General features: G+C 71.9%; 23 protein-coding genes. 19 read left to right on the forward strand and 4 right to left on the reverse strand.

Annotated features, from left to right (window positions below; translation table 11 throughout):
• The 9 genes from ACWEVS_RS42075 to ACWEVS_RS42115 all read left to right on the forward strand — a co-directional run.
• The coding region (locus ACWEVS_RS42075; protein WP_452556480.1) for a right-handed parallel beta-helix repeat-containing protein at positions 1-2,106 on the forward strand (2,106 nt) is incomplete at its 5' end.
• Between the two features lie 4 nt (positions 2,107-2,110).
• Complete coding sequence (locus tag ACWEVS_RS42080) at positions 2,111-2,866, forward strand: hypothetical protein (RefSeq protein WP_452556482.1); 756 nt, start codon at positions 2,111-2,113, stop codon at positions 2,864-2,866.
• A 16-nt stretch (positions 2,867-2,882) separates the two neighbouring features.
• Complete coding sequence (locus ACWEVS_RS42085) at positions 2,883-3,620, forward strand: hypothetical protein (RefSeq protein ID WP_449931142.1); 738 nt, start codon at positions 2,883-2,885, stop codon at positions 3,618-3,620.
• Positions 3,621-3,635: 15 nt separating this feature from the next.
• Entirely contained in the window at positions 3,636-4,328 is a 693-nt protein-coding gene (locus tag ACWEVS_RS42090; RefSeq protein WP_452556484.1) for a nucleotidyl transferase AbiEii/AbiGii toxin family protein, read from the forward strand.
• Positions 4,329-4,486: 158 nt separating this feature from the next.
• Positions 4,487-6,253, forward strand: coding sequence for an ABC transporter ATP-binding protein (locus ACWEVS_RS42095; protein WP_449931138.1), 1,767 nt, complete (start codon positions 4,487-4,489; stop codon positions 6,251-6,253).
• Positions 6,254-6,595: 342 nt separating this feature from the next.
• Complete coding sequence (locus ACWEVS_RS42100) at positions 6,596-7,591, forward strand: helix-turn-helix domain-containing protein (RefSeq protein WP_452556485.1); 996 nt, start codon at positions 6,596-6,598, stop codon at positions 7,589-7,591.
• 18 nt (positions 7,592-7,609) lie between these two features.
• The gene (locus ACWEVS_RS42105; RefSeq protein ID WP_449931134.1) at positions 7,610-7,867 is read left to right on the forward strand and encodes a hypothetical protein; all 258 of its coding nucleotides are present in this window, start codon (positions 7,610-7,612) and stop codon (positions 7,865-7,867) included.
• A gap of 85 nt (positions 7,868-7,952) precedes the next feature.
• Positions 7,953-9,602, forward strand: coding sequence for a urocanate hydratase (hutU, locus tag ACWEVS_RS42110; protein WP_354922866.1), 1,650 nt, complete (start codon positions 7,953-7,955; stop codon positions 9,600-9,602).
• A gap of 192 nt (positions 9,603-9,794) precedes the next feature.
• Entirely contained in the window at positions 9,795-10,613 is an 819-nt protein-coding gene (locus ACWEVS_RS42115; RefSeq protein ID WP_449931131.1) for a MurR/RpiR family transcriptional regulator, read from the forward strand.
• Here ACWEVS_RS42115 and ACWEVS_RS42120 read toward each other — a convergent pair.
• The 3 genes from ACWEVS_RS42120 to ACWEVS_RS42130 are packed head-to-tail and all read right to left on the reverse strand — an operon-like array spanning position 10,593 to position 12,822.
• On the reverse strand, positions 10,593-11,342 hold the full coding sequence (locus ACWEVS_RS42120; protein ID WP_449931129.1) for an ABC transporter permease: 750 nt from the start codon (positions 11,340-11,342) through the stop codon (positions 10,593-10,595). The genes ACWEVS_RS42115 and ACWEVS_RS42120 overlap by 21 nt on opposite strands.
• A complete protein-coding gene (locus ACWEVS_RS42125) occupies positions 11,339-12,292 on the reverse strand; it encodes an ATP-binding cassette domain-containing protein (RefSeq protein ID WP_449931127.1) in 954 nt (317 codons plus the stop codon). Before ACWEVS_RS42125 ends, ACWEVS_RS42120 begins: the two co-directional genes overlap by 4 nt.
• The gene (locus tag ACWEVS_RS42130; protein WP_452419245.1) at positions 12,292-12,822 is read right to left on the reverse strand and encodes a PadR family transcriptional regulator; all 531 of its coding nucleotides are present in this window, start codon (positions 12,820-12,822) and stop codon (positions 12,292-12,294) included. The genes ACWEVS_RS42125 and ACWEVS_RS42130 overlap by 1 nt, the downstream gene beginning before the upstream one ends.
• A gap of 39 nt (positions 12,823-12,861) precedes the next feature.
• On the opposite strand from ACWEVS_RS42130, the gene ACWEVS_RS42135 reads away from it, so the two are divergent.
• From ACWEVS_RS42135 to ACWEVS_RS42160, 6 genes are all read left to right on the forward strand, one after another.
• A complete protein-coding gene (locus ACWEVS_RS42135; protein ID WP_449931123.1) occupies positions 12,862-13,200 on the forward strand; it encodes a hypothetical protein in 339 nt (112 codons plus the stop codon).
• The gene (locus ACWEVS_RS42140) at positions 13,197-13,874 is read left to right on the forward strand and encodes an SDR family oxidoreductase (RefSeq protein WP_449931121.1); all 678 of its coding nucleotides are present in this window, start codon (positions 13,197-13,199) and stop codon (positions 13,872-13,874) included. The genes ACWEVS_RS42135 and ACWEVS_RS42140 overlap by 4 nt, the downstream gene beginning before the upstream one ends.
• 88 nt (positions 13,875-13,962) lie before the next feature.
• Positions 13,963-15,153: an allantoate amidohydrolase gene (locus ACWEVS_RS42145; protein ID WP_449931119.1), complete on the forward strand. Its 1,191-nt coding sequence runs from the start codon at positions 13,963-13,965 to the stop codon at positions 15,151-15,153.
• On the forward strand, positions 15,150-16,475 hold the full coding sequence (locus ACWEVS_RS42150; protein ID WP_449931117.1) for a formimidoylglutamate deiminase: 1,326 nt from the start codon (positions 15,150-15,152) through the stop codon (positions 16,473-16,475). The genes ACWEVS_RS42145 and ACWEVS_RS42150 overlap by 4 nt, the downstream gene beginning before the upstream one ends.
• Positions 16,476-16,498: 23 nt before the next feature.
• Positions 16,499-17,608 carry an imidazolonepropionase gene (gene hutI / locus ACWEVS_RS42155; protein WP_452556505.1) on the forward strand — a complete coding sequence of 370 codons (1,110 nt, stop codon included), beginning with the start codon at positions 16,499-16,501 and terminating at the stop codon, positions 17,606-17,608.
• Positions 17,609-17,872: 264 nt separating this feature from the next.
• Positions 17,873-18,808, forward strand: coding sequence for a sigma-70 family RNA polymerase sigma factor (locus ACWEVS_RS42160; RefSeq protein WP_354922432.1), 936 nt, complete (start codon positions 17,873-17,875; stop codon positions 18,806-18,808).
• Positions 18,809-19,027: 219 nt separating this feature from the next.
• On the opposite strand, the gene ACWEVS_RS42165 is transcribed toward ACWEVS_RS42160, so the two are convergent.
• Positions 19,028-19,966, reverse strand: a complete 939-nt coding sequence (locus ACWEVS_RS42165) for an ABC transporter substrate-binding protein (RefSeq protein WP_452556489.1) — start codon at positions 19,964-19,966, stop codon at positions 19,028-19,030.
• Between the two features lie 217 nt (positions 19,967-20,183).
• Between ACWEVS_RS42165 and ACWEVS_RS42170 the strand changes: the two genes are divergently transcribed.
• The 4 genes from ACWEVS_RS42170 to ACWEVS_RS42185 form a co-directional block, all read left to right on the forward strand.
• On the forward strand, positions 20,184-21,530 hold the full coding sequence (locus tag ACWEVS_RS42170; protein WP_452556491.1) for an ammonium transporter: 1,347 nt from the start codon (positions 20,184-20,186) through the stop codon (positions 21,528-21,530).
• Complete coding sequence (locus tag ACWEVS_RS42175) at positions 21,527-21,865, forward strand: P-II family nitrogen regulator (RefSeq protein ID WP_354922440.1); 339 nt, start codon at positions 21,527-21,529, stop codon at positions 21,863-21,865. Before ACWEVS_RS42170 ends, ACWEVS_RS42175 begins: the two co-directional genes overlap by 4 nt.
• A gap of 63 nt (positions 21,866-21,928) precedes the next feature.
• Positions 21,929-24,157 carry a [protein-PII] uridylyltransferase gene (locus ACWEVS_RS42180; RefSeq protein WP_449931111.1) on the forward strand — a complete coding sequence of 743 codons (2,229 nt, stop codon included), beginning with the start codon at positions 21,929-21,931 and terminating at the stop codon, positions 24,155-24,157.
• 230 nt (positions 24,158-24,387) lie between these two features.
• Positions 24,388-26,818 (forward strand): nitrate- and nitrite sensing domain-containing protein (locus ACWEVS_RS42185; protein WP_452556493.1); only part of this gene is annotated, 2,431 nt, incomplete at its 3' end.

A 26,818-nucleotide genomic window follows, 5' to 3' on the forward strand; every position in this document is an offset into this window, starting at 1 on the left:
CCCACCCGGTGGGCCCGCCCAACCCGGGGGGGGCGGCGCCGGCCGCCCCCCCCCGCCGCGACCGGCCTGGCCGCCACCCCGGCGGCGGCCGCGCCGGCCCGCAACGTCTTCGTCGACTGTCAGGCCCCCGACGGCGGCTCCGGCAGTGACGCCGCCTCTCCGATCAACGACCTGGCCGCCGTCAACGCGCTGGAGCTCGGCCCCAAGACGAAGGTCAAGTTCCGGGCCGGGACCGTGTGTGCCGGCCGCCTGGAGCCGAAGGGCTCGGGCAGCGCCGACCACCCGATCGTGTTCACCTCCTACGGCGAGGGCCCCAAGCCGATCATCCAGGGCGACGGCGGTGAGTGGGCCGTCCACCTGGTCGACAACAGCCACGTCACCATCGAGAAGCTGCACATCACCAACCCGGCCCCCACCACCGCCAAGCGGACCGGCATCCAGTACAACTCGACGACCCCCGAGCCGAAGGCCGGGCTGGTCCTGCGTGACCTGGAGATCTCCGACGTCGCCGGCTGGGGCGACAAGACGGGCGCCAACTCCTCCTGGTTCGCCTACTCGGCGGGCATCAGCATCCAGGCGCTGCCCGAGGGCAAGGTCGGCTACCTCGACGGCATCACGATCACGGGCAACTACATCCACGACACCGGCGGCGGTGGCATCAAGATCAGCCGCAAGGGCACGGACTACCACAAGAACGTCTACCTCGCCCGCAACACCATCCGCGCGGTCGGCGGCGACGGCATCGTCGTGCACGCCTCCGACAAGCCGCTGATCGAGCACAACCTGTTCGACGAGGGCGGCGCGGGCAAGTACCCGTACGTCGACGGCAACTTCGCCGGCATGTGGCCGATCAACTCGGTCGACCCCGTCTTCCAGTACAACGAGGTCACCAGGCAGCGGCCCACGATCTTCGACTCCACCGCGTGGGACTGCGACGGCGGCATCAAGGGCTCCTGCGTCTACCAGTACAACTACTCGCACGACAACGCGGGCGGCTTCTACCTCGGCTGCCAGAGCTGCACCGAGTTCCCGAACTACCAGGCGACCGCCATCCTGCGCTTCAACATCGCCCAGGACGACTGCAGGATCGCCGGCAACGCCGCGGGCGACAACCGCAGCCCGCTGTGGATCCACAACAACACCTTCTTCTGCTCCTCGCAGAAGGTGGACTGGGCGGTGCCCACCGGGAACTCCAGGATCGCCAACAACATCATCTACGCCCCGTCGGGCGCGCTGCCGACGGCGCCCGGCATCACCTACGACGCCAACGTCTACTACGGCGGCGTGGCCGCGCCCGCCTCGGACACCAAGGCGATCACCGCCGACCCCGGGCTGGCCGCCCCCGGCACCGCCACCGGCTACGGCGACGTGGAAGGCTACAAGCTGCTCGCCGGCTCCCCGGCGCTCGGTTCCGGCTCCCTCGTCGAGGGTGTGGGCGGGCGTGACTACTTCGGCAACCCGGTCGAGGGGAGCGTCTCGCGCGGGGCCTACAACGGCGCGGCCGTACCGGCGGTGGTCCACGAGTCCGTCGAGAAGGCCTACAACAACGTCGGCGTCAGCTCCGACCACAACCCCAACACCGGCGGCTTCTCCACCAGCGGCCGCAGCTACTCGGGTCAGGGCCTGGAGAAGGCGGGCCTGGTCCCCGGGTCGACCGTCAGCGTGCTGGGCGCGGACTTCGTCTGGCACCCCCGCCCCTACGGCTGGACCGACAACGTGAAGGCGGCCGGGCAGACCGTCAGGCTCGAGGGCCGCGGCGACCGGCTGGTGCTGCTCGGCGCCGGGGCGTTCAAGGTGCGCGAGGGCGTCTTCACGGTGACCTACACCGACGGCGGCGTCGAGGAGAAGACCGTGCGCTTCGGCGACCAGTGGGACGCGACAGCGCCCGAGGGCGGCGTCGTCGTGGCCCGCGCGACCTACCACAACAGGACCCAGACCAGCTACCGGAACCCGGCCACCGGGCAGACCACCGAGTCGGGTGTGTCGGTGTTCGGCTACGCGGTGCCGCTCGACCCCGCCAAGACCGTCGCCACCGTGACGTTCCCGCAGGGCAGCCCGCTGGCCGACGCCGGCTTCCACGTCTTCGACATGAAGATCGCGAGCTGAGGTCATGAGGAGCGCCACGCCGGGGACCGGGCGCCGTGCCCTCCCGCTCGGCAGGGCGGCCGCCGCGTCGGTCGTGGGCGTCGCCGTCCTGGTCGCCCTGGTCGTGGCGCTCACCCGGGGCGGAGGCGGCGCGCCCCCACCGCGGGGCCTGGCCGCCTCCGCGACCGTCTCCGAGGTGCTCGGCCTGCGGCCCGGCGACCGGGTCACCCTGGTCGAGGGCGAGCCTGTGGTGGGGGCCGAGGTGCTGAGGGCGGCCGAGACCGCCCGCGCCGAGGTGCTCTCCGAGTACACCCGGTACGGCCTCGCGCTCGGTCCCGGCTTCTGGGACCGGGCGCACGCCGGGGTCACGCCGCGCAGGGCGCTGCGCGACAGGGCGGTGCGCGCGGCCGTCCTCGACAAGGTCAGGCGGGTGTGGGCGCGGGAGGCGGGGCTGCTCGCCGATGTCAGCGAGCAGGGGTTCCAGCGCGAGCTGGCCGAGGAGAACGCGCGCCGCGCGCGGGCCGCCCGCGAGGGACGGCCGCTGCCCGGGGTGCCGTCCTACGACGAGCACACCTACGCCGGGGTGCGCGCCGCCGAGCTCGACTCGGCGCTCAGCAAGGTCCACGCCGCCACGCTCGAGCTGTCCGAGCGGCGGCTGCGCGAGCAGTACCGGCTGATGGCGGGTCAGGACGCCCCGCCGTTCGAGAGGGTCCGCGACAACGTGCGCCAGGCCCTGGTCGTCGAGGAATATCGCAAGGCGCTGCGGGCCCGCGCTGGGTAGCCTGACTTACAGGTACATGGGGGACTGGATCAGGGAACGCATCGTTGACACAGGACGGCTGCCGCTGTTCTGCTTCTTCGTCGCGCTCATCGTGGCCTTCGTCGCCACCCGGATCAACGTCAGGCTCATCCGCGCCAAGATCGGCTGGTTCCGCAACGTCAGCGTCGGCGAGATGCACATCCACCACGTCGTCTTCGGCGTGGTCCTCATGCTGGTCGGCGGCGTCAGCGGGCTGGTCGCCGCGGGGTCGGCGGTGGCGGCCGCGGTCTTCGGGGTCGGCGCGGCGCTGGTGCTGGACGAGTTCGCGCTCATCCTCCACCTGCACGACGTGTACTGGGAGGAGGAGGGCCGCACCTCCGTCGACGCGGTCTTCGTCGCGGTCGCGGTCACCGGGCTGCTGCTGATCGGGCTGCGCCCGCTGACCTGGGAGGTCGGCCGCGTCGCGCCCTGGTGGCTGCTGCTCGCCAACCTGGCGCTCGCCGTGATCACGCTGCTCAAGGGCAAGATCTGGACGGGACTGGTGGGCTTGTTCCTACCTCCGCTGCTGGTGGTGGGCGCGCTGCGGCTGGCCAGGCCCGGCTCGCCCTGGGCGCACTGGTTCTTCGCGGTCAGGTCGCCCCGCAAGATGGCCACGGCGCTGCGCCGCGAGGAGCGCTGGCGCCGGCCGGTGATCAAGGTCAAGATCGCGGTTCAGGAGTTCGTCTCAGGACGGCACGACCTTCCGTCGACCCGCAAGAGGCGCGCGCATGAGTGAGGGCATGTGGTCACCGTGAGAGTTCCCGCGTTCCACGCGCGGCTGATCGAGGCCGCTCTGGACGTCCGCGAGCGCCACGGCCTGCTGCTGGCCGGCGGTCACGCGATGACCGCCCACGGGCTCACCGAGCGGCCGGGCGACGACCTCGTGCTGGCCACCGACCGGGGTGTCCCGCTGCCGGAGGTCGCCGCGGAGCTGGCCGTCGAGCTGCGGCGGCACGGCCTGGCGGTGACGCCGGCCGACGCGACCGAGCGGGTGGCGCGGATGGTCGTGCGCGACGAGGCCGGCGGCGAGCGGTGCACGGTCAGCCTGCTCAGGGAGCCGCTCAGGGACCGGCCGCTGGCACTGGAGGGCTACCGGGTGGTCGGCCAGGACGACGCGGTGGGCCTCAAGGTGCGGGCGCTGCACGGGCGGGGCCTGCCCAAGGACTTCGTCGACGTCGCCGCGGCGGCCACCCGCTACTCCTTCCGCGAGCTCGAGCGCCTGGGCGCCGCCTTCGAGGAGGACTGGCTGCTCGACGACCTGATCCAGCGCCTGGAAAGCGTCGACCTGCTGGCCGACGAGGCGTTCATGGCCTACGGCGTCGACGAGGAGCGGCTGCACGAGATCAGGCGCTTCGCCTACGCGTGGGCCGAGGACATCAAGCTTCGCCGCGCCGACGACGGCGACGCGGACCACGACGTCCCCGACGTCCCCGAGATCGACTGAAGGCGCGTCAACTTCGCTTGACTTCCGCCCTGCGTCAATCTAAGTTGACGCATGCGCGTACCGCGGCAATCAGGGAAAGGTGGGTGATTTCCCTGAGCGCGCGCGGCCGTGCCGCGACCCAGAATGTCTGTGGACGTATGTGACGGGGACGGAGAAACGTGAGCGGCGACAACCGCGAGACAGCGCAGGCCGCCGAGGGGGAGAAGCCACCCTTCAGGCTCCTGCTGGCCTACCTCGGGCCGCACCGGAAGATCTTAGTCGCCGGCGGGCTGCTCGGCCTGGTCGGCTCGGCCGCGGGACTGGCGATGCCGCTGCTGGCCAAGTACGTGGTCGACGCCTTCGGCGCGGAACGGTCGATGACCGGCCCGCTGATCGCGCTGACGGTCGCCGTCGTCATCGGCGCGGTGGTCTCGGCCGGCGGCAACTACCTGATGGAACGCACCGGCGAGGGCATCGTGCTGGGCGCCAGGCGCAGGCTCGTCGACAGGATGCTGCGGCTGAAGGTCGCCGACGTCGACCGGCTCAAGCCGGGCGACCTGCTGTCGAGGGTCACCGGCGACACCACCCTGCTGCGTTCGGTGCTCACCAACGGCATCGTGGACTCGATCGCCGCGGTCTTCATGCTGATCGGCGCGATCGTCATGATGGCGCTGATGGACGGCGTGCTCCTGCTGGTCACGCTGCTGGTCGTGGTGCTGATCGGCGGCATGACCGCGCTGGTCATGCCGCGCATCCAGCGGGCGCAGCACCAGGCCCAGGAGGCCGTCGGCGAGATGGGCGCGGTGCTCGACCGGGCCCTGCAGGCCTACCGCACGGTCAAGGCGAGCGGCGCGGAGGAGCGCGAGGTCGCCGAGATCGGGGCGGCCGCCGAACGCGCCAAGGACAAGGGGCTGCAGGTGGCCGGCTGGACCTCGCTGGCCGGGGTCTCGACGTGGATGGCGGTGCAGGTCGCCTTCCTGTGCGTGCTGGCCGTCGGCGGCGCCCGCGTCGCCGCCGGCACGCTGGAGGTCTCGGCGCTGATCGCCTTCCTGCTGTACCTGTTCTACCTGGTCGCCCCGATCGGCCAGCTGGTCGAGGGCGCGGTGCAGCTGCAGAACGGCCTGGCCGCGCTCAAGCGCATCCGTGAGATCGAGGACCTGCCGGGCGAACCGGCCGGCCAGGACACCCGCGTGGCCCCCGGCGGCGACGAGCCCGTCGGGGTGCGCTTCGAGGACGTGGTGTTCAGCTACGGCGATGACCGGGCGCCCGTCCACCACGGCGTGACCTTCGACGTGCCGCCGGGAGGGCTGACCGCGCTGGTCGGACCGTCGGGCGCGGGCAAGTCCACGGTGTTCGCGCTGGTCGAGCGCTTCTACGAGCACCAGGACGGGCTGATCGAGGTCGGTGGCGTGGACATCCGCGACTGGCCGCTGGAGCGGCTGCGCGCCGCGCTCGGCTACGTCGAGCAGGACGCCCCCGTGCTGGCGGGCACGCTCAGGGAGAACCTGCTGTTCGCCGCGCCGGACGCGACCGAGGACGAGCTGAGCAGGGCGCTGACCCGCACCAGGCTCGACGACCTGGTCGCCAGGCTGCCCGACGGTCTCGAGACGCCGGTCGGCCACCGCGGCGTGCTGCTGTCCGGCGGCGAACGCCAGCGGGTCGCCATCGCGCGGGCGCTGCTTCGCAGGCCGCGGCTGCTGCTGATGGACGAGGCCACCTCGCAGCTCGACGCGGTCAACGAGCTCCGCCTGCGTGAGGTGATCGCCGAGGTGGCGAGAGAGACGACGGTGCTGGTGATCGCGCACCGGCTGTCCACCGTCACCAACGCCGATCGCATCGTGGTGATGGAGTCGGGCGGTGTGCGGGCGGTCGGCACCCACGACGAGCTGGTGGGCTCCGACGAGCTCTACCGGGAGCTGGCCGCCACCCAGTTCCTCGTTTCATGATCCACGAAGGGCGAGGGCCGCTGCTCGCAGGGGCGGCCGTCATCCGGCCCGATGGCGACGAAGCCGTCATAGTGATGCCGGGCTTCCCTTGCTGATGATCGCGTACGGCTCGCGCGCCCCGCGCGGGCCGTGCGGCTGCTGGAGACTCCCCTGTATCGCCTCCAGAAACCGTCGTTGTGGACCAGCCGAATGCCCCCTCAGGCGAGATCAAGTCCAGCACTTCGCGCAGCGAAGTGTCATGCAGTTTCAGGCTCACCCGAATAACCCAGCTATGTCGGTATATTTCGGGTCAGCAATTTAACTTTCAGGCTTTTGCAAGCGCCCCCCGCGAGACTGCGACGCATGGCGGGCGGCATATTGCGCATCATTTTCACCGGCGACGACCTCGCACGCGTACGGATCGCCTCACGGGCCGATCCGCTGTGGGAGACGGTGGCCAGCCTGCACCGCTTCCAGGCCGGCGACGGCGGCGCCGCCATGGCCGAATGGCGGCGGCGGGCGCGCGCCAAGCTCGCCGAGACCGGGTTGCTGCAGGACGTGCGCAGGATGCTGGTGCCGCTGGCGCCCCGCGCGGCCTACTTCCCCGACTTCCTCACCCCGATCGAGGCGCAGCAGGGCCTCGAGGAGGGCATCCAGGCCATCCTCGACACGCCGCCCGCCAGGGTGCGGCGCGAGCTCGACCTGCTGCGCGCCCGGCACGGGCTGCCGGCCCACCTGGAGTCGCTCGCCGACGACGGCCCGGCCATGCGCAGGCTGGCCGCGGTCGCGGCCGGGTACTTCCAGACGGCGCTCGGCGAGCACTGGGGCGAGGTGGAGCGGGCCGTCAGCCAGGACCGCGGCACCAGGGTCAGGCATCTGGCCGACGGCGGCGTCGAGGGCATGTTCACCCAGCTGTCGCCCAAGGTCCGGTGGCGCGCCCCCGTCCTGGAGGTCGACTACCCAGCGGGAGACAGGGAACTGCGCCTGCGCGGGCGCGGGCTGACGTTCATCCCCAGCTACTTCTGCAGGACCGCGCCCGTGACGCTGGCCGACCCCGGCCTGCCGCCCGTGCTGGTCTACCCGGTGGCGCGCACCGGCGTCGCCGGACGGAAGACGGGCGGGGACGCGCTGGCCGAACTGCTGGGCAAGACCAGGGCGGCGGTGCTGCGGTGCGTCGGGCTCGCTCCCGGATGCAGCACGACCGAGCTGGCCCGGCGGGCGGGGGTGCCCACCTCCAGCGCCAGCGAGCACGCCCGAGTGCTCCGGCAGGCGGGCTTGATCGTCAGCACCCGGCACGCCAACCTGATGCTGCACCAGATCACCGAATCGGGCGACGCGCTGTTGCGCGGCACCCGCTGACCTGACCCAGGAGGTCGCATGTCGTTCTGGAAGAAGATCGGTATCGCGCTGGTGGCGGCCGTGGTGGTGCTCTTCGTCGCGCTGGTGGTGGCCGTCTTCGTGCCGGGCGGCTGGAAGTTCTCGCTGGTCCTGGTGGGCCTGCCGGCGCTGGCGGGCTGGATCTGGTGGCAGTGGCTGATGGAGAGCCATCCGGCGGACCGCCGCGACGACGTGCCGCCCCCCGGCTCCCGCTGGGACGAGCGCACAGAGCGGTGGCAGTACCCGGACCGGCCCTGACACGGGGCGCGGGGTTGTCGACGGGAGCAGGCGTTGTACCCTTCGAGTGACATAGATGAATATGTTCATTCAGGAGGGAAGAGGCATGAGCCGTACCGTGCGCGCGCCGCGAGGCACCACGCTCACCGCCAAGGGCTGGCCGCAGGAGGCCGCGCTCCGGATGCTCCAGAACAATCTGGACCCGGAAGTCGCCGAGCACCCCGAGCAGCTCGTCGTCTACGGAGGCTCGGGCAAGGCCGCGCGCGACTGGCCCTCGTTCGACGCCCTGACCCGCACGCTCACCACCCTGGAAGGTGACGAGACGCTGCTGGTGCAGTCGGGGCGCCCCGTGGGCGTCTTCCGCACCCACGAGTGGGCGCCACGCGTCCTCATCGCCAACTCCAACCTCGTTCCCGACTGGGCCAACTGGGAGGAGTTCCGCCGCCTCGAGGCCGCCGGCCTGACCATGTACGGCCAGATGACGGCGGGCTCCTGGATCTACATCGGCACGCAGGGCATCCTCCAGGGCACCTACGAGACCTTCGCCGCGGTGGCCGCCAAGCGCTTCGGCGGCTCGCTGGCCGGGACGATCACCCTGACCGCCGGGCTCGGCGGCATGGGCGGCGCCCAGCCGCTGGCCGTCACCATGAACGGCGGCGTGGCCATCTGCATCGACTGCGACCCGCGCAGCGTCACCCGCCGCATCGAGCACCGCTACCTCGACGTCGAGGCCGCCACCCTCGACGAGGCGCTCCGCCTGGCCTACGAGGCCCGCGACCAGCGCAGGCCGCTGTCCATCGGCGTCGTGGCCAACGCCGCTGAGGCCGTGCCCGAGCTGCTGGCCCGCGGCGCCGAGATCGACATCGTGACCGACCAGACCTCGGCCCACGACCCGCTGATGTACCTGCCGATCGGCGTCGCCTTCGACGACATGGCCGCCGAGCGCGACAAGGACCCCGCCGGGTTCACCACCAGGGCGCGCGAGTCGATGGCCAGGCACGTCGAGGCCATGGTCGGGTTCAAGGACGCGGGCGCGGAGGTCTTCGACTACGGCAACTCCATCCGCGGCGAGGCGCAGCTGGCGGGCTACGCCAGGGCCTTCGACTTCCCCGGCTTCGTGCCCGCCTACATCAGGCCGCTGTTCTGCGAGGGCAAGGGCCCGTTCCGCTGGGCGGCCCTGTCCGGCGACCCCGCCGACATCGCGGCGACCGACAGGGCGATCCTCGAGCTCTTCCCCGAGAACGAGGGGCTGTCCCGGTGGATCAGGATGGCGGGGGAGAAGGTCCACTTCCAGGGCCTGCCCGCGCGGATCTGCTGGCTCGGGTACGGCGAGCGCCACCTGGCCGGCGAGCGCTTCAACGACATGGTGGCCTCGGGCGAGCTCCAGGCGCCGGTCGTCATCGGGCGTGACCACCTCGACTGTGGGTCGGTGGCCTCGCCGTACAGGGAGACGGAGGCCATGGCGGACGGCTCGGACGCGATCGCGGACTGGCCGCTGCTGAACGCGATGCTGAACACGGCGTCGGGCGCCGCCTGGGTGTCCATCCACCACGGCGGCGGGGTGGGCATCGGGCGCTCGATCCACGCGGGGCAGGTGACCGTCGCCGACGGGTCGGCCCTGGCGGGGGAGAAGCTCAACAGGGTGCTCACCAACGACCCGGGCACGGGCGTCATGCGGCACGTGGACGCGGGCTACGACGAGGCGGTGACGGTGGCCGACGAGCGCGGCGTCCGCATCCCGATGCGCGAGTCCTGACGGCCCGCCGGCGCGGGAGCCGGTGGTCACGGGCGGACGCCGTCCACGAGAACGGCGCCGCCGGCCACCGGCCCGCGTCCTCCCGGAGAGCGCCGCCGCTCACCCCGCAGGACGCCCGGCGGACGTCCCGCGGGGCCGAGCCGGGGCGTCGGGGAGGGAAGGGGTTGGGCAGGTCGGTGTGTTGGAGGTGGCGTGAGGGACGGACTTGAGGGGCTGCTGGACGGCAGGCGCCTGTCGCCCGTGCAGCGGCGGATCGCGCACTACCTGTCCGACCACCTGGACGAGGCGATCTTCCTGTCCAGCGTGGAGCTGGCCGAGCGGGCGGGCGTGAGCCAGCCCTCGGTGACCAGGTTCGCGATGGTGCTGGGCTTCGGCGGCTACCCCGAGCTGCGGCAGGCCCTGCGGCCTCTCGTGCTCGGCGGCAGGCCCGAGGGCGGCAGCCTGCTCAGGGGCGCGATCGACGACGAGATCCGCAACCTCACGCTGATCCGCGACCGCCTGAACGGCCTGCCGCTCAAGGAACTGGGCGAGTCGCTGGCCGCCGCCGAACCGCTGCCGGTGCTCGGGCTGCGCGTCTCCTCCGGGCTCGCGACCACGTTCGCCTACTTCGCCAGGCGCGTCCACCCCGACGTCCGCCTGCTCGTCCACGGCGGCTCCGAGCTGGTCGACGGGCTGCACGCGGCCCGCAGGGCGGGCGCCGAATGGGTGTTCGCGGTGGTCCTGCCGCGGTATCCGGCCGAAACCGTGCACGCGCTGGAGTACGCGACCAAGCTCGGGCTCAGGACGGCGGTGATCACCGACCGGCCGGGCTTCCCCGCCGACGTCGTGCTGGACGCGCCGGTCGGGGAGCGCCTGGTGTTCGACTCCCACGCGGCCCCGCTCGCCCTGGCCATGGCCCTGGTGGAGGCGATGGCCGACGCCGCGCCGCTGCGGACGCAGGCCAGGCTCGAGGAGTACGAGCGGATGACGGAGGAGACGGGCACGTTCCTGTCAGCCGGCGAGTCTGCGTAGGGAACGGACCGACCAGGTGACGGTCACCGCGGCGAGGGCGAGCATGATGCCGAACGCCAGGGGGATCGACAGGTCGGTCAGCGTGCCGGCGAACAGCGCGCGTCCCGCTTCGACGGGGTGGTAGAAGGGCGTGAACCAGGCGATCTTCTCCAGCCAGTCGGGGCCGAGCGCCATGGGCAGCAGCGCGCCCGACAGCAGCATCAGCGGCAGGGCGAAGAACTGCATGATCTGCCCCATCGCGTTCTCGTCGCGCAGGCCGAGCGCCAGGCCGTAGGCGACGCCGGAGGCGAACAGGCCGGTGACGCCGAGCAGCAGCAGCATGAGGACCAGCCCTAGCGGGCCGATGCGCAGCCCCATCAGCAGCGCGATGAGGATCACCGCCAGCGACTGGATCATGAGGGCGACCACGTCGCGCAGCATCCGGCCGAGCACGATCGCGGGCCGCCACGCGGGGCTGACCGCGATCCGCTCCAGCACGCCGCTGCGGATCTCGTAGATGGTGCCGTAGGCGACGCCCATCGAGCCGAACAGCGCGGTGATCACCAGCATGCCGGGCGCGAAGGAGGTCAGCGCCCGGCCCATGTCGCCCTGGAAGGCCATGCCCGCGTAGAGCGGCGCGAACAGCAGCAGGTACATCACCGGCTGGATGATGCCGAACAGCGGCCAGACGGGGTTGCGCAGGGTGTTCCTGACCTCGTGGCCGAAGAACAGGGACGTGTCGCGGATCATGCGGCGGCTCCGGTGTCGCGCAGGGACCGGCCGGTCTTGGCCAGGAAGACGTCGTCGAGCGTGGCCCGCTCGAGCGCGATCGAGCGCAGGGAGAGGCCCTCGGCCTCCAGCGTGCGCAGCAGCGCCGGCAGCGCGTGTTCGCCGTCGTCGACGTAGACGCGCAGCATGTCCTCGTCGACGCGGGTCTGCTTGGCCAGCGGGCCCAGCACCCGGGCGGCCTCGTCCAGTTCGTCGAGCCTGAGGGTGACCACGTCGCCGGACACCGACCGCTTCAGCTCGGCAGGGGTGCCCTCGGCCACCACGACGCCGTGGTCCACGATCGCGAGGCGGTCGCACAGGGCGTCGGCCTCCTCCAGGTAGTGCGTGCTCAGCAGGACGCTGGTGCCCCGCTCGCGCAGTTCCCTGATCCGGTCCCAGAGGTTGGCGCGGTTCTGCGGGTCGAGGCCGGTGGTCGGCTCGTCGAGGAACAGCAGCGGAGGGCTGTGGACCAGCCCGAGGGCGATGGCGACGCGGCGCTTCTGGCCCCCGGAGAGGGTACGGCCGGGCCGGTCGGCGATCTCGGCGAGGTCCATCTTCCTCAGGATCTCGTCGGCCGCCCCCGCCGGGTCGGGCACGCCGTAGATCTTGGCGGCGAACACGACCTGCGCGCGGGGGGTGTTCTGCTCCTCCACCCCGCCGGCCTGGCTGACGTAGCCGAGCTTGCGCCGGATCGCGCCCGGCTCCTTGACCAGGTCGTGTCCGGCGATCCTGGCGGTTCCCCCGTCGGGGAGGATGAGGGTGGCCAGCATCCTGATCGTGGTCGTCTTGCCCGCGCCGTTGGGCCCGAGCACGCCGTAGATCTCGCCGTCCTTCACCTCGAGGTCGACGCTCTTGACCGCTTCGACGGTCTGGGTGCCTTTCCTGCTCTTGGTGACGAAGGTCTTCCTTAAGCCTTGCGCATCGATGATCATCAGGGGAGGTCTCCTTCTTCGACCTTCTGGATGGCTTCACGTACCCAGTCGAGTTGCGCGTTGACCATGCCGATGTTCAGCCGCAGGTTCTCGTCGACGTGCCGGGGGGCGCCGAAGGCCTGTTTGCTGCCCAGCGCCCGCTGCATCATCGCGACCGCCCGGCTGAGCTCGTCGGATCTGACCCGTAGCGCGTCCTTGAGCAGCGGCCTGTCCAGCCGGTCCATGAACGTCATGGCCACCTGGAAGGGGTCGATGATCGGCCTGATCTCGTACCAGAGCAGCATGAGCAGCCGGTGGAACTCGAACCGGCCCGCCTCCGTGATCGCGTAGACGGTCTTGCCGCCCTTGCCGCTCTCGACGATGTCGAGCAGCCCCTCGTCGGCCATCTTGCCGAGGCCGTGGTAGATCGAGCCGAAGGCGACGTTGGCCCACTGGTCGGCGCCCATCGTCTCCAGGCGGCGCCGCACCTGGTAGCCGTTCATCGGCTCGTCGAGCAGCGTGCCGAGGATGAGAACGCGCGTCGTATTCACCCTTCAAATTTGAATACAAACTTGAGTATGGTGTCAAGCGTGAGAGAGATCGTGAGAGAGGACGACGGCGCCCTGCTCGGCTACGTCAGGCAGGTGGAGGGCGGCTGGCGGCCGCTGACCGTCTTCGGCTACCCCCTGGGTCCCGCGGCGGACGCGGACACGGCCGAGGAGGTGGTCAGGCGGGAGGGGCTCGACCGGCTCGCGGGCCGCTGGGAGTTCCACTGGGAAGGCGAGTGGTACACCTGCGTGCTGCAGGAGGCCGACCTCGCGCGGGTGCGCGTCCGGCCGACCGATCCGGGCTATCCGGGACGCGAGCACTCCCTCGAGCTGGTCACGCCGGGGACCGGCGAGCTGCGGCCCTTAGGCTGGCGACCATGAGAACCGCACTGATCACAGGGGCGTCGAGGGGCGTGGGCGAGGCCGTCGCCCGCGCGCTGGCGCCCACCCACCGGCTGATCCTCGGCGGCCGTGACCGGGCCGCCCTCGACGCGCTGGCCGCCGAGCTCCCCGACGCCCGCGCGTGGCCGGTGGAGCTCGCCGAGGTCACCGCCGCGGACGTCGAGGACGTCGACCGGCTCGACGTGCTCGTGCACAGCGCCGGGGTGGTCACGCTGGGCCGGATCGCCGACACCCCCGCCGAGGTCTGGCGGCGGACCATGGAGATCAACGTGGTCGCCGTCGCCGAGCTGACCAGGCTGCTGCTCCCGGCCCTGCGGGCGGCGGGCGGGCACGTGGTCCTGATCAACTCGGGCGCCGGGTTGCGCGCCAACCCCGGATGGGGCTCCTACGCGGCCAGCAAGTTCGCGCTGCGCGCCCTCGCCGACGGCCTGCGGCTGGAGGAGCCCGCGCTGCGGGTCACGACCGTCTACCCCGGCCGCGTCGCCACCGACATGCAGCGTGGCGTGCGGGCGCAGGAGGGCGGGGCCTTCGAGCCGGAGAAGTACCTGGAGCCGGACACCGTGGCCAGGGCCCTCCTGGCGGCGATCAACGCCGGCCCCGACGCCCACCTGACCGAGCTGACCCTCCGGCCCAGCGAGGGGCCCGTCTCCTGACGCCGGGCGAGCGCCGCCGGGCCCACCACCCGGCGGAAGTCCGGGGTGCCGGGTGTGGCTGAATGGATTCATTCACTAGAGTGAGGGCATGCTGGATGAACTCTCGCGTATAGGACGGGATCCCGCGACCAACGGCTATGTGCGGGACGCGTGGTCGCCCGCGGACATGGAGCTGCGGGAGTGGTTCCGGCAGGAGGCCGAACGCCGCGGCCTCGGCCTGCACGACGACCGCAACGGCAACCTGTGGGCCTGGTGGGGCGACCCCGACCGCGCACCCGGCGTGGTCACGGGCAGCCACCTCGACTCCGTACGGCAGGGCGGCGCCTACGACGGTCCCCTCGGCGTCGTGTCCGCCTTCCAGGCGCTCGACCTGCTGAAGGCCAGGGGCTTCACCCCGGCCAGGCCGATCGGTGTCGCCTGCTTCACCGACGAGGAGGGCGCCAGGTTCGGCGTGCCGTGCATGGGCTCGCGGCTGCTGACCGGCGTGCTCGACCCGGCCAGGGCCAGGTCGCTGACCGACGACGAGGGCGCCTCGATGGACGAGGTGCTGCGCAGGGCCGGACGCCGTCCCGAGGAACTGGGCAGGGACGACGAGACGCGCGCCAGGATCGGCGTGTTCGTCGAGCTGCACGTGGAGCAGGGACGCGGCCTGGCCGACCTGGACGAGCCCGTCGGGGTGGCCGGCGCGATCTGGCCGCACGGCAGGTGGCGCTTCGACTTCTCCGGCGAGGCCAACCACGCGGGCACGACGCGGCTGGAGGACAGGCACGACCCGATGCTCGACTACGCCCGCGCGGTGCTCCAGGCGCGCGACGCGGCAGAGAAGCACGGGATCGTGGCGACGTTCGGCAAGGTGCGGGTCTCGCCGAACAACGCCAACGCCATCCCCGGCCTGGTCTCGGCGTGGCTGGACGCGAGGGGCGCCACCGAGGGGGCGGTCAGGGCGCTGGTGCGGGAGCTGTCCGAGGGCAGGGACGTGCGCGAGGAGTCCTGGACCCCCGTCGTCGACTTCGAGGTGCCGCTGCGCGACCGCCTCGCCCGCGCCGTCGGCGCGGCGCTCGCCGGGGTCAGGACGGCAGGGCAGGGCCCGGCTCCCGTGCTGCCGACGGGCGCGGGCCACGACGCGGGCATCCTGGCGGCGGCGGGCGTGCCGGCCGCGATGCTGTTCGTGCGCAACCCCACGGGCGTCTCCCACTCGCCGCGGGAGCACGCCGAACCCGGCGACTGCGCGCACGGGGTCACCGCCCTCGCCGGCGTGCTCGAGGAGCTGGCCCGATGACCGTCTACTGGTGCGAGCTCGCCCTGCTGCCCGAGGGCGTCACCGACAGCGTGGTGATCGAGGTCGAGGACCAGCGGATCGTCTCGATCGACAGGGGCGACCGGCAGGGGATCACCCTCGCGGGGCTGACGCTCCCGGGCATGGCCAACGCGCACTCCCACGCCTTCCACCGGGCGCTGCGCGGCGCCACCCAGACGGGCAAGGGCGACTTCTGGACCTGGCGCGAGCAGATGTACGAGGTGGCGGGCGCGCTCGACCCCGACTCCTACCTCAGGCTGGCCAGGGCCGCCTACGCCGAGATGGCCCTGGCGGGCGTCACCTGCGTGGGCGAGTTCCACTACCTGCACCACGGGCCGGACGGCGTGCCGTACGACGACCCGAACGAGATGGGGCACGCGCTCATCCAGGCCGCGCGCGAGGCCGGTCTGCGCATCGCGCTGCTCGACACCTGCTACCTGACCGGCGGGGTCGGCACCGCGCTGACCGGCCCGCAGCTGCGCTTCGGCGACGGCACCAGCGAGGCGTGGGCGGTCAGGGCGCAGGAGCTGGCCGCCGCCTACGAGGGCCGGCACGACGTGGAGATCGGCGCGGCCATCCATTCCGTCAGGGCCGTGCCGCCCGAGCAGATGCCGACGGTCGCCGAGTTCTCCCGCAAGCACGCCGCCCCGCTGCACGCGCACGTCTCCGAGCAGCGGGCCGAGAACGCCGCCTGCGTCGAGCGCTACGCCGCCACCCCGGTCCAGGTGCTGCACGAGCACGGCGCGCTCGGCCCGCGGTCCACCGCCGTCCACGCCACCCACCTGGCCGAGGTCGACCTCGAACTGCTCGGCCACTCCCGCACCCACATCTGCATGTGCCCGACCACCGAACGCGACCTCGCCGACGGCATCGGCCCGGCCAGGGCGCTGTTCGACAGGGGCTCGCCGATCACGCTCGGCTCCGACAGCCACGCCGTCGTCGACCTGTTCGAGGAGGCCAGGGCGGTCGAACTGAACGAGCGCCTGGCCAGCGAGAAGCGCGGCCACTGGACCGCCGCCGAGCTGATGGCCGCCGCCACCGTCGCCGGCCACGCGTCGCTGGGCTTCCCCGACGCCGGAGGGCTGGTTCCCGGCGCGTGGGCCGACCTGGTCTCGGTCCGCCTCGACTCGGTCCGTACGGCGGGCGCGACACGCGAGAGCGCCCTGGAGACGATCGTGTTCGCGGCGACGGCCGCGGACGTGCACAGTGTGGTGTCGGGCGGTCGCAGGATCGTCACCGACGGCCGGCACGAGCTGGGAGACGTCGGGCGGATGCTGAACGAGGCGATGGGAGCGATCAGGTGAGTACCCTCATCGACGGGATCGGGATGCTGTTCGACGGCCACGTCGAGCACCTGGACGCCGCGCTGGTGATCGAGGGCGAGCGGATCGCGTGGGTCGGTCCCTCCAGCCAGGCGCCCGCGTGCGACGAGCGTCACGACGCCGGCAGGAGGTGCGTCATCCCCGGCTTCGTCGACAGCCACGCGCACCTGGTCTTCGCCGGAGACCGCACCTTCGAGTTCAACGCCCGCATGTCGGGCCAGAGCTACACCGCGGGCGGCATCCGCACCACGGTGACCGCCACCAGGGCGGCCGGCGAGGCCGAGCTGGCCACGCGCGCGGCGGCGCTGGTCGCCGAGATGACCGCGCAGGGCACGACCACCGTGGAGATCAAGAGCGGTTACGGGCTGACCGTGGAGGACGAGCGGCGCTCGCTGGAGATCGCCACCTCGCTCACCGACGAGACCACCTTCCTCGGCGCGCACGTGGTGCCCGCCGGGACCGACGCCGACGACTACGTCAGGACCGTCACGGGCGAGATGCTGCGGGCGTGCGCGCCGTACGCCAAGTGGGTGGACGTCTTCTGCGAGCGGGGGGCCTTCGACGGCGACCAGACGCGCGAGATCCTCCAGGCGGGCATCAAGGCGGGCCTGCTGCCGCGGGTGCACGCCAACCAGCTCACCGAGGGTCCCGGCGTGCGCATCGCGGTCGAGCTGGACGCGGCCTCCGCCGACCACTGCACGCACCTGAGCGACGCCGACGTCGACGCGCTGGCCTCCTCCGACACGGTGGCCACGCTGCTGCCGGGAGCGGAGTTCTCCACCCGTTCGCCCTATCCCGACGCGCGGCGGCTCATCGACGCCGGCGTCACCGTGGCGATCGCCACCGACTGCAACCCCGGGTCGTCGTTCACCTCCTCGATGCCGTTCTGCGTGGCGCTGGCCGTACGGGAGATGCGGATGACGCCCATGGAGGCGGTCAGGGCCGCGACCTACGGCGGGGCCAGGGCGCTGCGCCGTGACGACGTCGGGCAGCTGCGCGTGGGCGCGCGGGCCGACCTCGTCGTGCTGGACGCGCCGTCGTTCGTGCACCTGGCCTACCGGCCAGGGGTGCCGCTCGTCCAGCAGGTGTGGCGGGCGGGCGAGCGGGTCGTCTGAATCCGGCGGGCATTTCTCGGAATCCCGCGGGCCATTGAGTCCCGCGGGTCATCCTCTGGTCGTAGCCGCGACGCGCGGCGAGCTGCGGCGGGGGCGGCGTATCGGCGCCGCCCCCGCCTTTTCTCGCGCGCCAGGAAAAGAATTTCTCATCCCTGAGAAGGAGGTGCAGAACCGTCCTGTGGTCGTAGTTCTTTTGGGAATCTTTGCTTCGGGCCGGACGTTGCCGGGATATAGAACGCAGCTGCGGGAACGAGGTGCCTGGGGATGGCAAGGCCTACGGGGAATCGCACGCAGGAGGTCGCCGATCGCGACCTGCTCGGGACCTATCTGGCCGAGATCGGCAGGGTTCCGCTGCTCACCGCGGAGGAGGAGGTCGAGCTCGCCAAGCGGATCGAGGCGGGGCTGTTCGCCGAGCAGCTGCTCGACAGCGGGGGCTCCGAGCCGCGTATCGGGGACGCGGCCGACGAGGAGCTCGAGCGCCTGGCGGTTTCGGGACGGCGCGCCAAGGACGAGTTCATCCAGGCCAACCTGCGCCTGGTGGTGGCTGTCGCACGGAAGTACTCGGGGCGGGGCATGCCGCTGATCGACCTGGTCCAGGAGGGCAACCTGGGCCTGGTGCGGGCGGTGGAGAAGTTCGACTACCGGCGGGGGTACAAGTTCTCGACCTACGCCACCTGGTGGATCAGGCAGTCGGTGGGGCGCGCCATCCACGAGCAGGCCAGGCCGGTGCGGCTGCCCACTCACGCGGGCGAGCAGATGACCAGGCTCATGCGGGTACGGCGCGACATGCTGGCCGAGTTCGACGCCGAGCCGACCGACGACGACCTCGCCCGGGTGCTCGACCTGCCGATCGAGCGGGTGCGCGAGCTGCGCCGCTGGGCCTCCGACCCGGTCTCGCTCCAGCTCGGCGTGGGTGACGAGGACGAGACCGAACTGGGCGACATGATCGCCGACGAGACGTGGGCCGATCCCGAGCAGCAGGCGATCGACATCCTGGAGCGCGAGCGTCTCGACGAGTGGCTGACCGGGCTGGAGGGCCCGACCAGCGAGATGCTGCGCTGGCGCTACGGCCTGCTCGACGGGCGCGAGCACACGCTGACGGAGGTGGGGGAGCGCTACGGCATCGGCCGCGACCGCGCCCGCCGCATCGAGCGCGACGCCCTGGCCAGGCTCCGCAAGATGGCCTCGGCCGCCGCCTGACCGAGCCCTTCTCCGGCCGATTCTCCGGGCGCTTCGCCGGCCCCTTCGCCGCGCGTGGCCGCGCCCCGCGGGATCCGGCCGGTGGGCGCGGCCGGGGCCCGCTCGCGCGGGCCGCCCCGGCCACCCCGCCGCTCCATGACGGTTGCGGCGCGCGGGCCACAGAGGCGGTTGCGGCCGCCGGCGTACGCCGCCACGGCGGCCCTGCGGGCCCGCCCGTGGCTATCGGGCCAGCGGGGTCAGGTAGGTGTCCAGGTCGTCGAGGATCTTGCCGGCCGCCGTGACGCCGATGCCGAGCATCCACACCTCGTCGTCCACGTCGTGGGCGTGGCCGGAGGTCACCGCGCCGAGGTTCTTCCACAGCGGGCCGCCCGTGACCTCTGCCTGGCTCTTGGCGGCGGCGTCGCCGTACGCGCTGTAGAACAGGGCGTCGCCGTCGGCCTTGGCGATGTTCTCCTGGCTCAGCTTGCCGAACCGCTTGTCGTCCTGGTCGGCGAGCAGCTGCGCCTCCGGGCGCTGGACGCCCGCGTCGCCGAGCACGATGCCGCTGAAGGACTCGGGGCCGTACATCCTGATCTCGGTCGGCATGAATCGCACGATGCTCACCTTCAGCTTCGCGAACTTCGCGCCGACCTGCTCGGCGCGACCCTCGTAGGCCGACAGCAGCTTCTCGGCCTCGGCCTTCCTGCCGAGCGCGTCGGCGTCGAGGAGGAAGTTCTCCTTCCAGGTGACGCCGACCTTCTCGGTGAAGACGGTGGGCGCGATCCTGCTGAGCTTGTCGTAGAAGGCGGCCTGGCGGAACTTGGTGCCGAGGATGAGGTCGGGCTTCAGCGCGGCGATCGCCTCCAGGTTGGGCTGCTGGAGGGTGCCGACCGACGTGGTGGCCGACAGCGCGGAGCCCAGGTAGGCGGGCCACTTCTGGTTCTCGGCCGCCTGCGCGGCGCCGACGGGCGTCAGGCCGAGCGACACCATGGTGTCCAGCTTGTCGGTGTCGAGGACGACGACCCGCTTGGGCGTCTGGGGGACCTTCGTCTCCCCCATCGCGTGCTTGATCGCCCGGGTGGGCCCCGTGGCCGTCCCTTCGGGGGTGGAGGTGCCGCACGCGGTGAGCGCGAGGGCGGACAGCAGGGCGGCCGTGAGCCCGGCCAGACGGAACGTCATCACAGTTTCCTTGATCGCTTAGGTTAGGCAACCCTAAGTGTAGTACCGGTCTGTCCGAAACACCCGCGAAACACCGGGGTGCGGAGTTTCACGCATGCGAAACATGCGGCGTCAAACCACGAAACGGCGGAAGAAGACGCTGAGGCGACACGTCAGTGCGCTGCTGGGGGCATCCACTGCGACACGTACAGGCCGAAAGTGAAGGAGGGTCGCGTCGATGATCGATAGCGGCACTACCGCCTGGATGCTGGTATGCACCGCCCTGGTGCTGCTGATGACTCCGGGCCTCGCGTTCTTCTATGGGGGCATGACCAGGGCCAAGAGCGTCCTCAACATGATGATGATGTCGTTCGTCAGCATCATCGTGGTGACGATCGCCTGGGTCCTTTACGGCTACTCGCTGGCGTTCGACGCCTCGGGCAGCGACACGCTGAACTTCGTCGTCGGCGGCCTGGACAATCTCGGCCTGGCCGGCGTCTTCAACGCGGTGTACGAGGGTCTGATCGTCCAGGGCGGTCAGGTGACGGCCGAGGCGGCGGCGGCCGACAACTTCCCGATGATGGTCTTCTCCGCCTTCCAGCTCACGTTCGCGATCATTACGGTCGCTCTGATCAGCGGCGCCATCGCCGACCGCGCCAAGTTCGGCGCCTGGGTGCTGTTCTCCCTGGTGTGGGCGACGGTCGTGTACTTCCCCGTGGCCCACTGGGTGTGGGGCGGCGGCTGGCTCGGCCAGCTCGGCATCGAGGACTTCGCGGGTGGCACCGTGGTCCACATCAACGCCGGAGCCGCGGCCCTCGCGCTCGCGCTCGTGCTCGGCAGGCGCCAGGGCTGGCGCAAGGAGCCGATGCGCCCGCACAACCTGACGCTGGTCCTGCTCGGCACCGGCCTGCTGTGGTTCGGCTGGTTCGGCTTCAACGCCGGCTCCGAGCTCGCCCCCGACCAGACCGCGGGTCTGGCCCTCATGAACACGCAGATCGCCACCGCCGTCGCGGCCGGCGCCTGGCTCGTCGTCGAGAAGCTGCGCGACGGCCACGCCACCACACTCGGCGTCGCCTCGGGCGCCGTCGCCGGTCTGGTCGCCATCACGCCCGCGTGCGGCTTCGTCGACCCGTGGGCGGCCCTCGTCATCGGCCTGATGGCGGGCGTGGCCTGCGCCTACGCGGTCGGCCTGAAGTACCGCCTGGGCTTCGACGACTCGCTCGACGTGGTCGGCGTGCACCTGGTCGGCGGCGTCGTCGGCGCGGTCTCCCTGGGCTTCTTCGCCGCCTACCCCTTCCTCGAACAGCAGAACGAGGGCCTGCTCTACGGCGGCCCGATCAGCCAGCTCGGCCTGCAGATCCTCGGTCCCGTCGCGGTCGGCGGCTACTCCTTCGTGGTGTCGTGGGTCGCCGCCAAGGTGATCGACAGGACAATGGGCTTCAGGGTCGACGCCGACCAGGAGCTCGCCGGCGTCGACATCACCATGCACGCCGAGACCGGCTACGACCTGGGCACCGTGTACGCCTCAGGCGTGAGCCCGTCGACGGCGCTCGCCACGACGACCTCGAAGAAGGTGGACGCATGAGGCTCATCACCGCGGTCATCAAGCCCTTCAAGCTCGACGACGTGAAGGCCGCCCTCGAGCAGTTCGGCATCAAGGGCATGACGGTCAGCGAGGCCAGCGGCTACGGCCGCCAGCGCGGGCACACCGAGGTGTACCGCGGCGCCGAGTACCAGGTCGACCTGGTCCCCAAGGTCCGCCTGGAGGTGCTGGCCGAGGAGGACGACGCCGACGACGTCATCGACGTCATCGTCAAGGCGGCCCAGACCGGCAAGATCGGCGACGGCAAGGTGTGGTCCGTACCCGTCGACACTGTGATCCGGGTGCGCACCGGAGAGCGCGGTCCCGAAGCCCTGTGACCACGGAAGCGCGGTGACCATGACGGAGCCGAGGCGCGGCGAGGCGCCCGGCCGGAGGACACGGTGAGAGCAGACGCCCGCTCGTTCGCCGCGACCCGCAAGGAGCGGGCCGCGGACACCGACCGCTGGCTGAAGGACCTCCTGCGCACGGCCCATCCCGGCGGCGAGGGCGTCGCGCTCGTCGCCGTCGGCTCCCTCGGCAGGGGAGAGCTGGCCCCCGGCAGCGACCTCGACCTGGTCATGCTGCACGACGGCGGCGAGGACGTCGCCAGGATCGCCGACCGGATCTGGTACCCGATCTGGGACTCCGGCGTCGGCCTCGACCACTCCGTCCGCACGGTCGAGGAGGCCGTGAAGGTCGCCCGCGAGGACCTGAAGGTCGTGCTCGGCCTCATCCAGGCCAGGCACGTGGCAGGCGACCCCGAGCTGACCAGGAAGGCGCGGGAGACCGTGCTCGCCGACTGGCGAGCCGACTCCCGCCGCCGGCTCGCCGAGCTGCGCGAGGCGGCCGACAGGCGCGCCCGGAGCAGCGGCGAGCTGGCCTTCCGCCTCGAGCCCGACCTCAAGGACGGCCGCGGCGGGCTGCGCGACGTCCAGGCCATGCAGGCGGTCGCCGCCGCCTGGGTGGCCTCCGCCCCCGGCCCGCGCGTCCGCGAGGCCTACGAGCTGGTTCTCGACGTCCGGCACGCGCTCCACGTCGTCACCGCCCGCGGCGCCGACCGGCTGGTGCTGCAGGAGCAGGACGCGGTGGCGGGAACGCTCGGCCTGCTCGACGCCGAGGCGTTGATGCGCAGGCTCGCCGAGGCGGGCAGGACCGTCTCGCACGCCTTCGACGCCACCTGGCGTACCGTCGACCGGCTGCTGTCCGGCCCGATCCCCCGCGGCCGCAGGCCGCTGGCCGACGGCGTGGTCGAGCACGCGGGCGAGGTCGTGCTGGCCCGCGGCGCCACGCCCCGCACCGACCCGGTGCTCGTGCTGCGCGCCGCCGCCGCTGCCGCCGAGTCGGGGCTGCCGCTGGCCCCCGCCACCGTCTCCGTGCTGGCCGCCCAGTCGGCGCCCATGCCGGTGCCGTGGCCCGACGAGGCGCGCGACGCGCTGGTGGCCCTGCTCGGCGCCGGGCGCGCCGCCGTACCGGTGTGGGAGGAGCTCGACCAGGCCGGGATCCTGGTGAAGCTGCTGCCCGACTGGGAGCGCGTACGGCACCGCCCGCAGCGCAACCCCATCCACCGCTTCACCGTCGACCGGCACCTCATCGAGGCCGCGGCCAACGCCGCCGCCCACACCCGCGAGGTCGCCCGCCCCGACCTGCTGCTGATCGCCGCCCTCCTGCACGACGTCGGCAAGGGCTGGCCGGGCGACCACTCGGTCACCGGTGAGGTGGTCGTGCGCGACATCGGCGCCCGCGTCGGGCTGCCGCCGCAGGACGTCGAGATCCTCGCCAGCGTCGTCCGCCACCACCTGCTGCTGCCGGAGACCGCGACCAGGCGCGACCTCGACGACCCCGTGACGATCGAGAAGGTCGCCGGCGCGGTCGGCTCGCGCGAGGTGCTCGACCTGCTGGCCGCGCTCGCCGTCGCCGACGGCCACGCGACGGGGCCCGCCGCGTGGAACTCGTGGAAGGCCGCGCTCGTCGACGACCTCGTCCGCAGGGTGCGCAGCGCGCTGTCGGGCTCGCCGCTGCCTCCCGTGCCCACCCTCTCGCCCGCCCAGGCCGCCCTCGCCAGGCACGGCGGCGGCGCGATCCGAGTGAATGGGACAAACGTCACAGTCGTCGCCCCCGACCGTCCCGGCCTGCTGTGGCGCGCGGCCGGCGTTCTGGCCGCCCACCGGATGATCGTCCGCTCCGCCTCGGCCGCCTCCGCGAGCGCCACGGCCGTGATCGAGTTCTCCGTCGTGCCCGAGTACGGCACGCCCCCCGACCCGGCGACCCTCGAGGCCGACCTGCGCCTGGTCCTGGCCGGACGCCTGGACATCGAGCAGCGGCTGGCCCGCCGCGCCCGGTCGGTGCGACCCGCCAGGGTGCCGGTCGCCCCACCCCGCGTCACCCTGATCGACGACGCCTCCGCCACGGCCACCGTGGTGGAGGTCCGCGCCCACGACCGCCCGGGCCTTCTGTGGCGCATCGGCAGAGCTTTCGGCGAGTGCGGGCTTGACGTGAAAGCCGCTCGCGTGGAGACTCTCGGCGCGGAGGCGGTTGACGTCTTCTACGTAGTGGACCGCGCCGGGCGCCCCCTCAGCGACGACGCGCAGCGGACCCAAGTCCGCGATCACGTGCTCGCCGCGCTCCGGTAACCAACGGCAACGGTCTGCGGTCACCTTTGTAACGATTGTGTCCGTTTTGCCTGGTACGCGAGTTGTGGCGGATACGTTGTGGGGCGAATTACGGTCTTTATGATTCCTGTTGCGGACAGGGTTGAGGGGTAACGACGGCTGTGACGACGGTGACATCCGACGGCGGAAATACCGCCAGGCGGGACCGCGGGAAGCGGTCGATGCCACGAATGGGACTGCGTAACTGGCGCGTGAGATCTCGTCTCACCGCGCTCATCCTGGTACCCACCATCGCGGGTGTGGTCCTCGGCGGAGCGAGGGTCGTCTCCTCCGTCGACAGCATCGGCGTCTACGACCGCACCGTGGTCATCGCCGGGCAGGCGACCCACATCCGCGATCTGGTCCAGGCGCTCGGAATGGAGCGTGACACTGGCGGCTGGTTCTACGCGACCAAGCAGCGCAGGCAGCTCAAGGAGCCCTACGAGGACAGCAAGGACGCCGTCGACAAGCAGGTCAAGGCCGTCCTGGCCGACCTCGCCGCCATGGACGCCGCCTACGGCCCCCGCGTCCAGCAGGCCGCCAAGGTCGCCGCCTCCCAGCTGAAGTCGCTGCCGGCCATCCGGTCGCAGCAGCGCGCCAGGCCCGACTCCGGCGCCTACCGCTACCTCGTCGAGCAGCTCGTCCGCGTGCACGAGGAGCTGAGCCTCCTCAACAACGACCCGCAGATCCTCGGTGACTTCCGCGCGCTGACCGTGCTGATGAAGGCCAAGGAGGCCGTCTCCAGGCAGCGGATCATGCTGCTGGAGTCCTACTACGGCACCTCCAAGGTCGACGCGCAGCGGGTGACCGACTTCATCGCCGCGGGCGCCGAGCAGTGGCAGCTGGTCAACAGCTTCGCCGCCGACGCCGGCGCCACCAGGGCCACGGCCCTCGCCACCGGACTCAAGAACGACAGCGACGTGGTCAGGGCCGAGCTGTCCAAGGCCCGCGCCATCCGGCTGACCAACGACGGCCCGGCCTTCCAGGCCAGGGCGCTGCTCGTCGACCCCACCCAGTGGTTCGAGGACAACGCCAAGGCCATCACGGTCATGCAGAAGGTCGAGTCGAACACCGACCCCAAGAACCTGGGTCTCGCCCAGGCCGTGACCAACAGGGCCGAGGAGCTGCGGAGCGCCGAACTGCGCACCGCCCTCGTCATCGGTGGCGCCATCCTGCTCCTGCTGCTCCTGGTGCTGCTCTTCACCGTCCTCATCGCCCGCTCGATGGTCACCCCGCTGCGCCGCCTGCGCAGCGAGGCGCTCGAGATCGCCGGATCCCGGCTGCCCGACGTGGTGCGCAACCTGCGCGTCTCGGGCAACGCCACCGCGCCGGAGGTCGCGCCCATCGACGTCGAAGGCAAGGACGAGATCGGTGAAGTGGCGCAGGCCTTCGACGAGGTCCACCGCCAGGCCGTACGGCTGGCCGCCGAGGAGTCCGAGCTGCGCAGCAACATCAGCTCGATGTTCGTCAACCTCTCCCGGCGCACGCAGACGCTGGTGGAACGGCAGATCTCGCTGATCGACGGCCTGGAGAAGGGCGAGCAGGACGGCGGCCGCCTGGCCGACCTGTTCCGCCTCGACCACCTGGCCACGCGCATGCGCCGCAACTCGGAGAACCTCCTGGTCCTCGCCGGCCACGAGCCCACCCGCAGGCGCAGCCAGCCCGCCAAGCTCGTCGACGTCGTCCGCGCCGCCCTGTCGGAGGTCGAGGACTACGAGCGCGTCCAGGTCAAGGTGCACCGCGCGACCGCGGTCGTCGGCAGCGCCGCCAACGACCTGGTCCACCTGGTGGCCGAGCTGGTCGAGAACGCCATCCAGTTCTCGCCAAAGAACAGCCAGGTCCACGTCTCCAGCAGCATCATCGAAGGTGGCGGAGCGCTGCTGTCGGTGAGCGACCAGGGCATCTCCATGACCGAGGAGGAGCTCGCCGAGGCCAACCGCCGCCTGGCCGAGCCGCCCGTCGTGGACGTGTCGGTCTCGCGCCGCATGGGCCTGTTCGTGGTCGGCCGCCTCGCGCTGCGCCACGGCATCCGCGTGCAGCTGCGCAAGGGCGAGGGCACCGGGCTCCTCGCGATGGTCCTGCTGCCGCCGCCCCTGCTGGCCGACGGCAACCAGCCGCCGCCGCCCCCGCGGCCCGCCTTCGGCGGCAGCGCGTCCTCCGCGCCCGCCTTCGGCGCGCCCGCGCAGAACGGCGCCTTCACCGCGTTCGAGTCCTACGACTCCACCGCGAACGGACAGGGCACCCGGCAGGCCTTCGGCGCCTTCACCGCCGACACGGGCGGCGACAGCGGCTTCTTCCGCCAGCAGCCCCAGGGCGAGCGCAACCCGTCGTTCCCGAGCATCGACCTGAGCGCGATGCCGAACCTCGACCAGACCGCGCCGCACCCGGGCCACTCGCACCCGTCCTTCCCCAGCCTCGACCAGGCCGGCCAGCACCCGTCCTTCCCCGGCGCCGAGCAGAACGGGCACCCGTCGTTCCCGAGCAGGGAGCAGAACGGTCAGTACCCGTCGCTCCCGGGCGCCGAGCAGAACGGGCACCCGTCGTTGCCGAGCAGGGAGCAGAACGGTCAGTACCCGTCGCTCCCGGGCGCCGAGCAGAACGGGCACCCGTCGTTGCCGAGCAGGGAGCAGAACGGTCAGTACC

It is taken from the genome of Nonomuraea sp. NPDC003754, assembly GCF_053605785.1.

What these genes read in the sequence shown, in the direction of transcription:
- ACWEVS_RS42125 (WP_449931127.1), bottom strand. Translation starts at nt 12,292, where the DNA reads ATGATCATCGATGCGCAAGGCTTAAGGAAGACCTTCGTCACCAAGAGC.
- ACWEVS_RS42160 (WP_354922432.1), top strand. Translation starts at nt 17,873, where the DNA reads ATGGCAAGGCCTACGGGGAATCGCACGCAGGAGGTCGCCGATCGCGAC.
- hutI (WP_452556505.1), top strand. Translation starts at nt 16,499, where the DNA reads ATGCTGTTCGACGGCCACGTCGAGCACCTGGACGCCGCGCTGGTGATC.
- hutU (WP_354922866.1), top strand. Translation starts at nt 7,953, where the DNA reads ATGAGCCGTACCGTGCGCGCGCCGCGAGGCACCACGCTCACCGCCAAG.
- ACWEVS_RS42145 (WP_449931119.1), top strand. Translation starts at nt 13,963, where the DNA reads ATGCTGGATGAACTCTCGCGTATAGGACGGGATCCCGCGACCAACGGC.
- ACWEVS_RS42150 (WP_449931117.1), top strand. Translation starts at nt 15,150, where the DNA reads ATGACCGTCTACTGGTGCGAGCTCGCCCTGCTGCCCGAGGGCGTCACC.
- ACWEVS_RS42085 (WP_449931142.1), top strand. Translation starts at nt 2,883, where the DNA reads ATGGGGGACTGGATCAGGGAACGCATCGTTGACACAGGACGGCTGCCG.
- ACWEVS_RS42080 (WP_452556482.1), top strand. Translation starts at nt 2,111, where the DNA reads ATGAGGAGCGCCACGCCGGGGACCGGGCGCCGTGCCCTCCCGCTCGGC.
- ACWEVS_RS42105 (WP_449931134.1), top strand. Translation starts at nt 7,610, where the DNA reads ATGTCGTTCTGGAAGAAGATCGGTATCGCGCTGGTGGCGGCCGTGGTG.
- ACWEVS_RS42170 (WP_452556491.1), top strand. Translation starts at nt 20,184, where the DNA reads ATGATCGATAGCGGCACTACCGCCTGGATGCTGGTATGCACCGCCCTG.
- ACWEVS_RS42120 (WP_449931129.1), bottom strand. Translation starts at nt 11,342, where the DNA reads ATGATCCGCGACACGTCCCTGTTCTTCGGCCACGAGGTCAGGAACACC.
- ACWEVS_RS42140 (WP_449931121.1), top strand. Translation starts at nt 13,197, where the DNA reads ATGAGAACCGCACTGATCACAGGGGCGTCGAGGGGCGTGGGCGAGGCC.
- ACWEVS_RS42100 (WP_452556485.1), top strand. Translation starts at nt 6,596, where the DNA reads ATGGCGGGCGGCATATTGCGCATCATTTTCACCGGCGACGACCTCGCA.
- ACWEVS_RS42165 (WP_452556489.1), bottom strand. Translation starts at nt 19,966, where the DNA reads ATGACGTTCCGTCTGGCCGGGCTCACGGCCGCCCTGCTGTCCGCCCTC.
- ACWEVS_RS42175 (WP_354922440.1), top strand. Translation starts at nt 21,527, where the DNA reads ATGAGGCTCATCACCGCGGTCATCAAGCCCTTCAAGCTCGACGACGTG.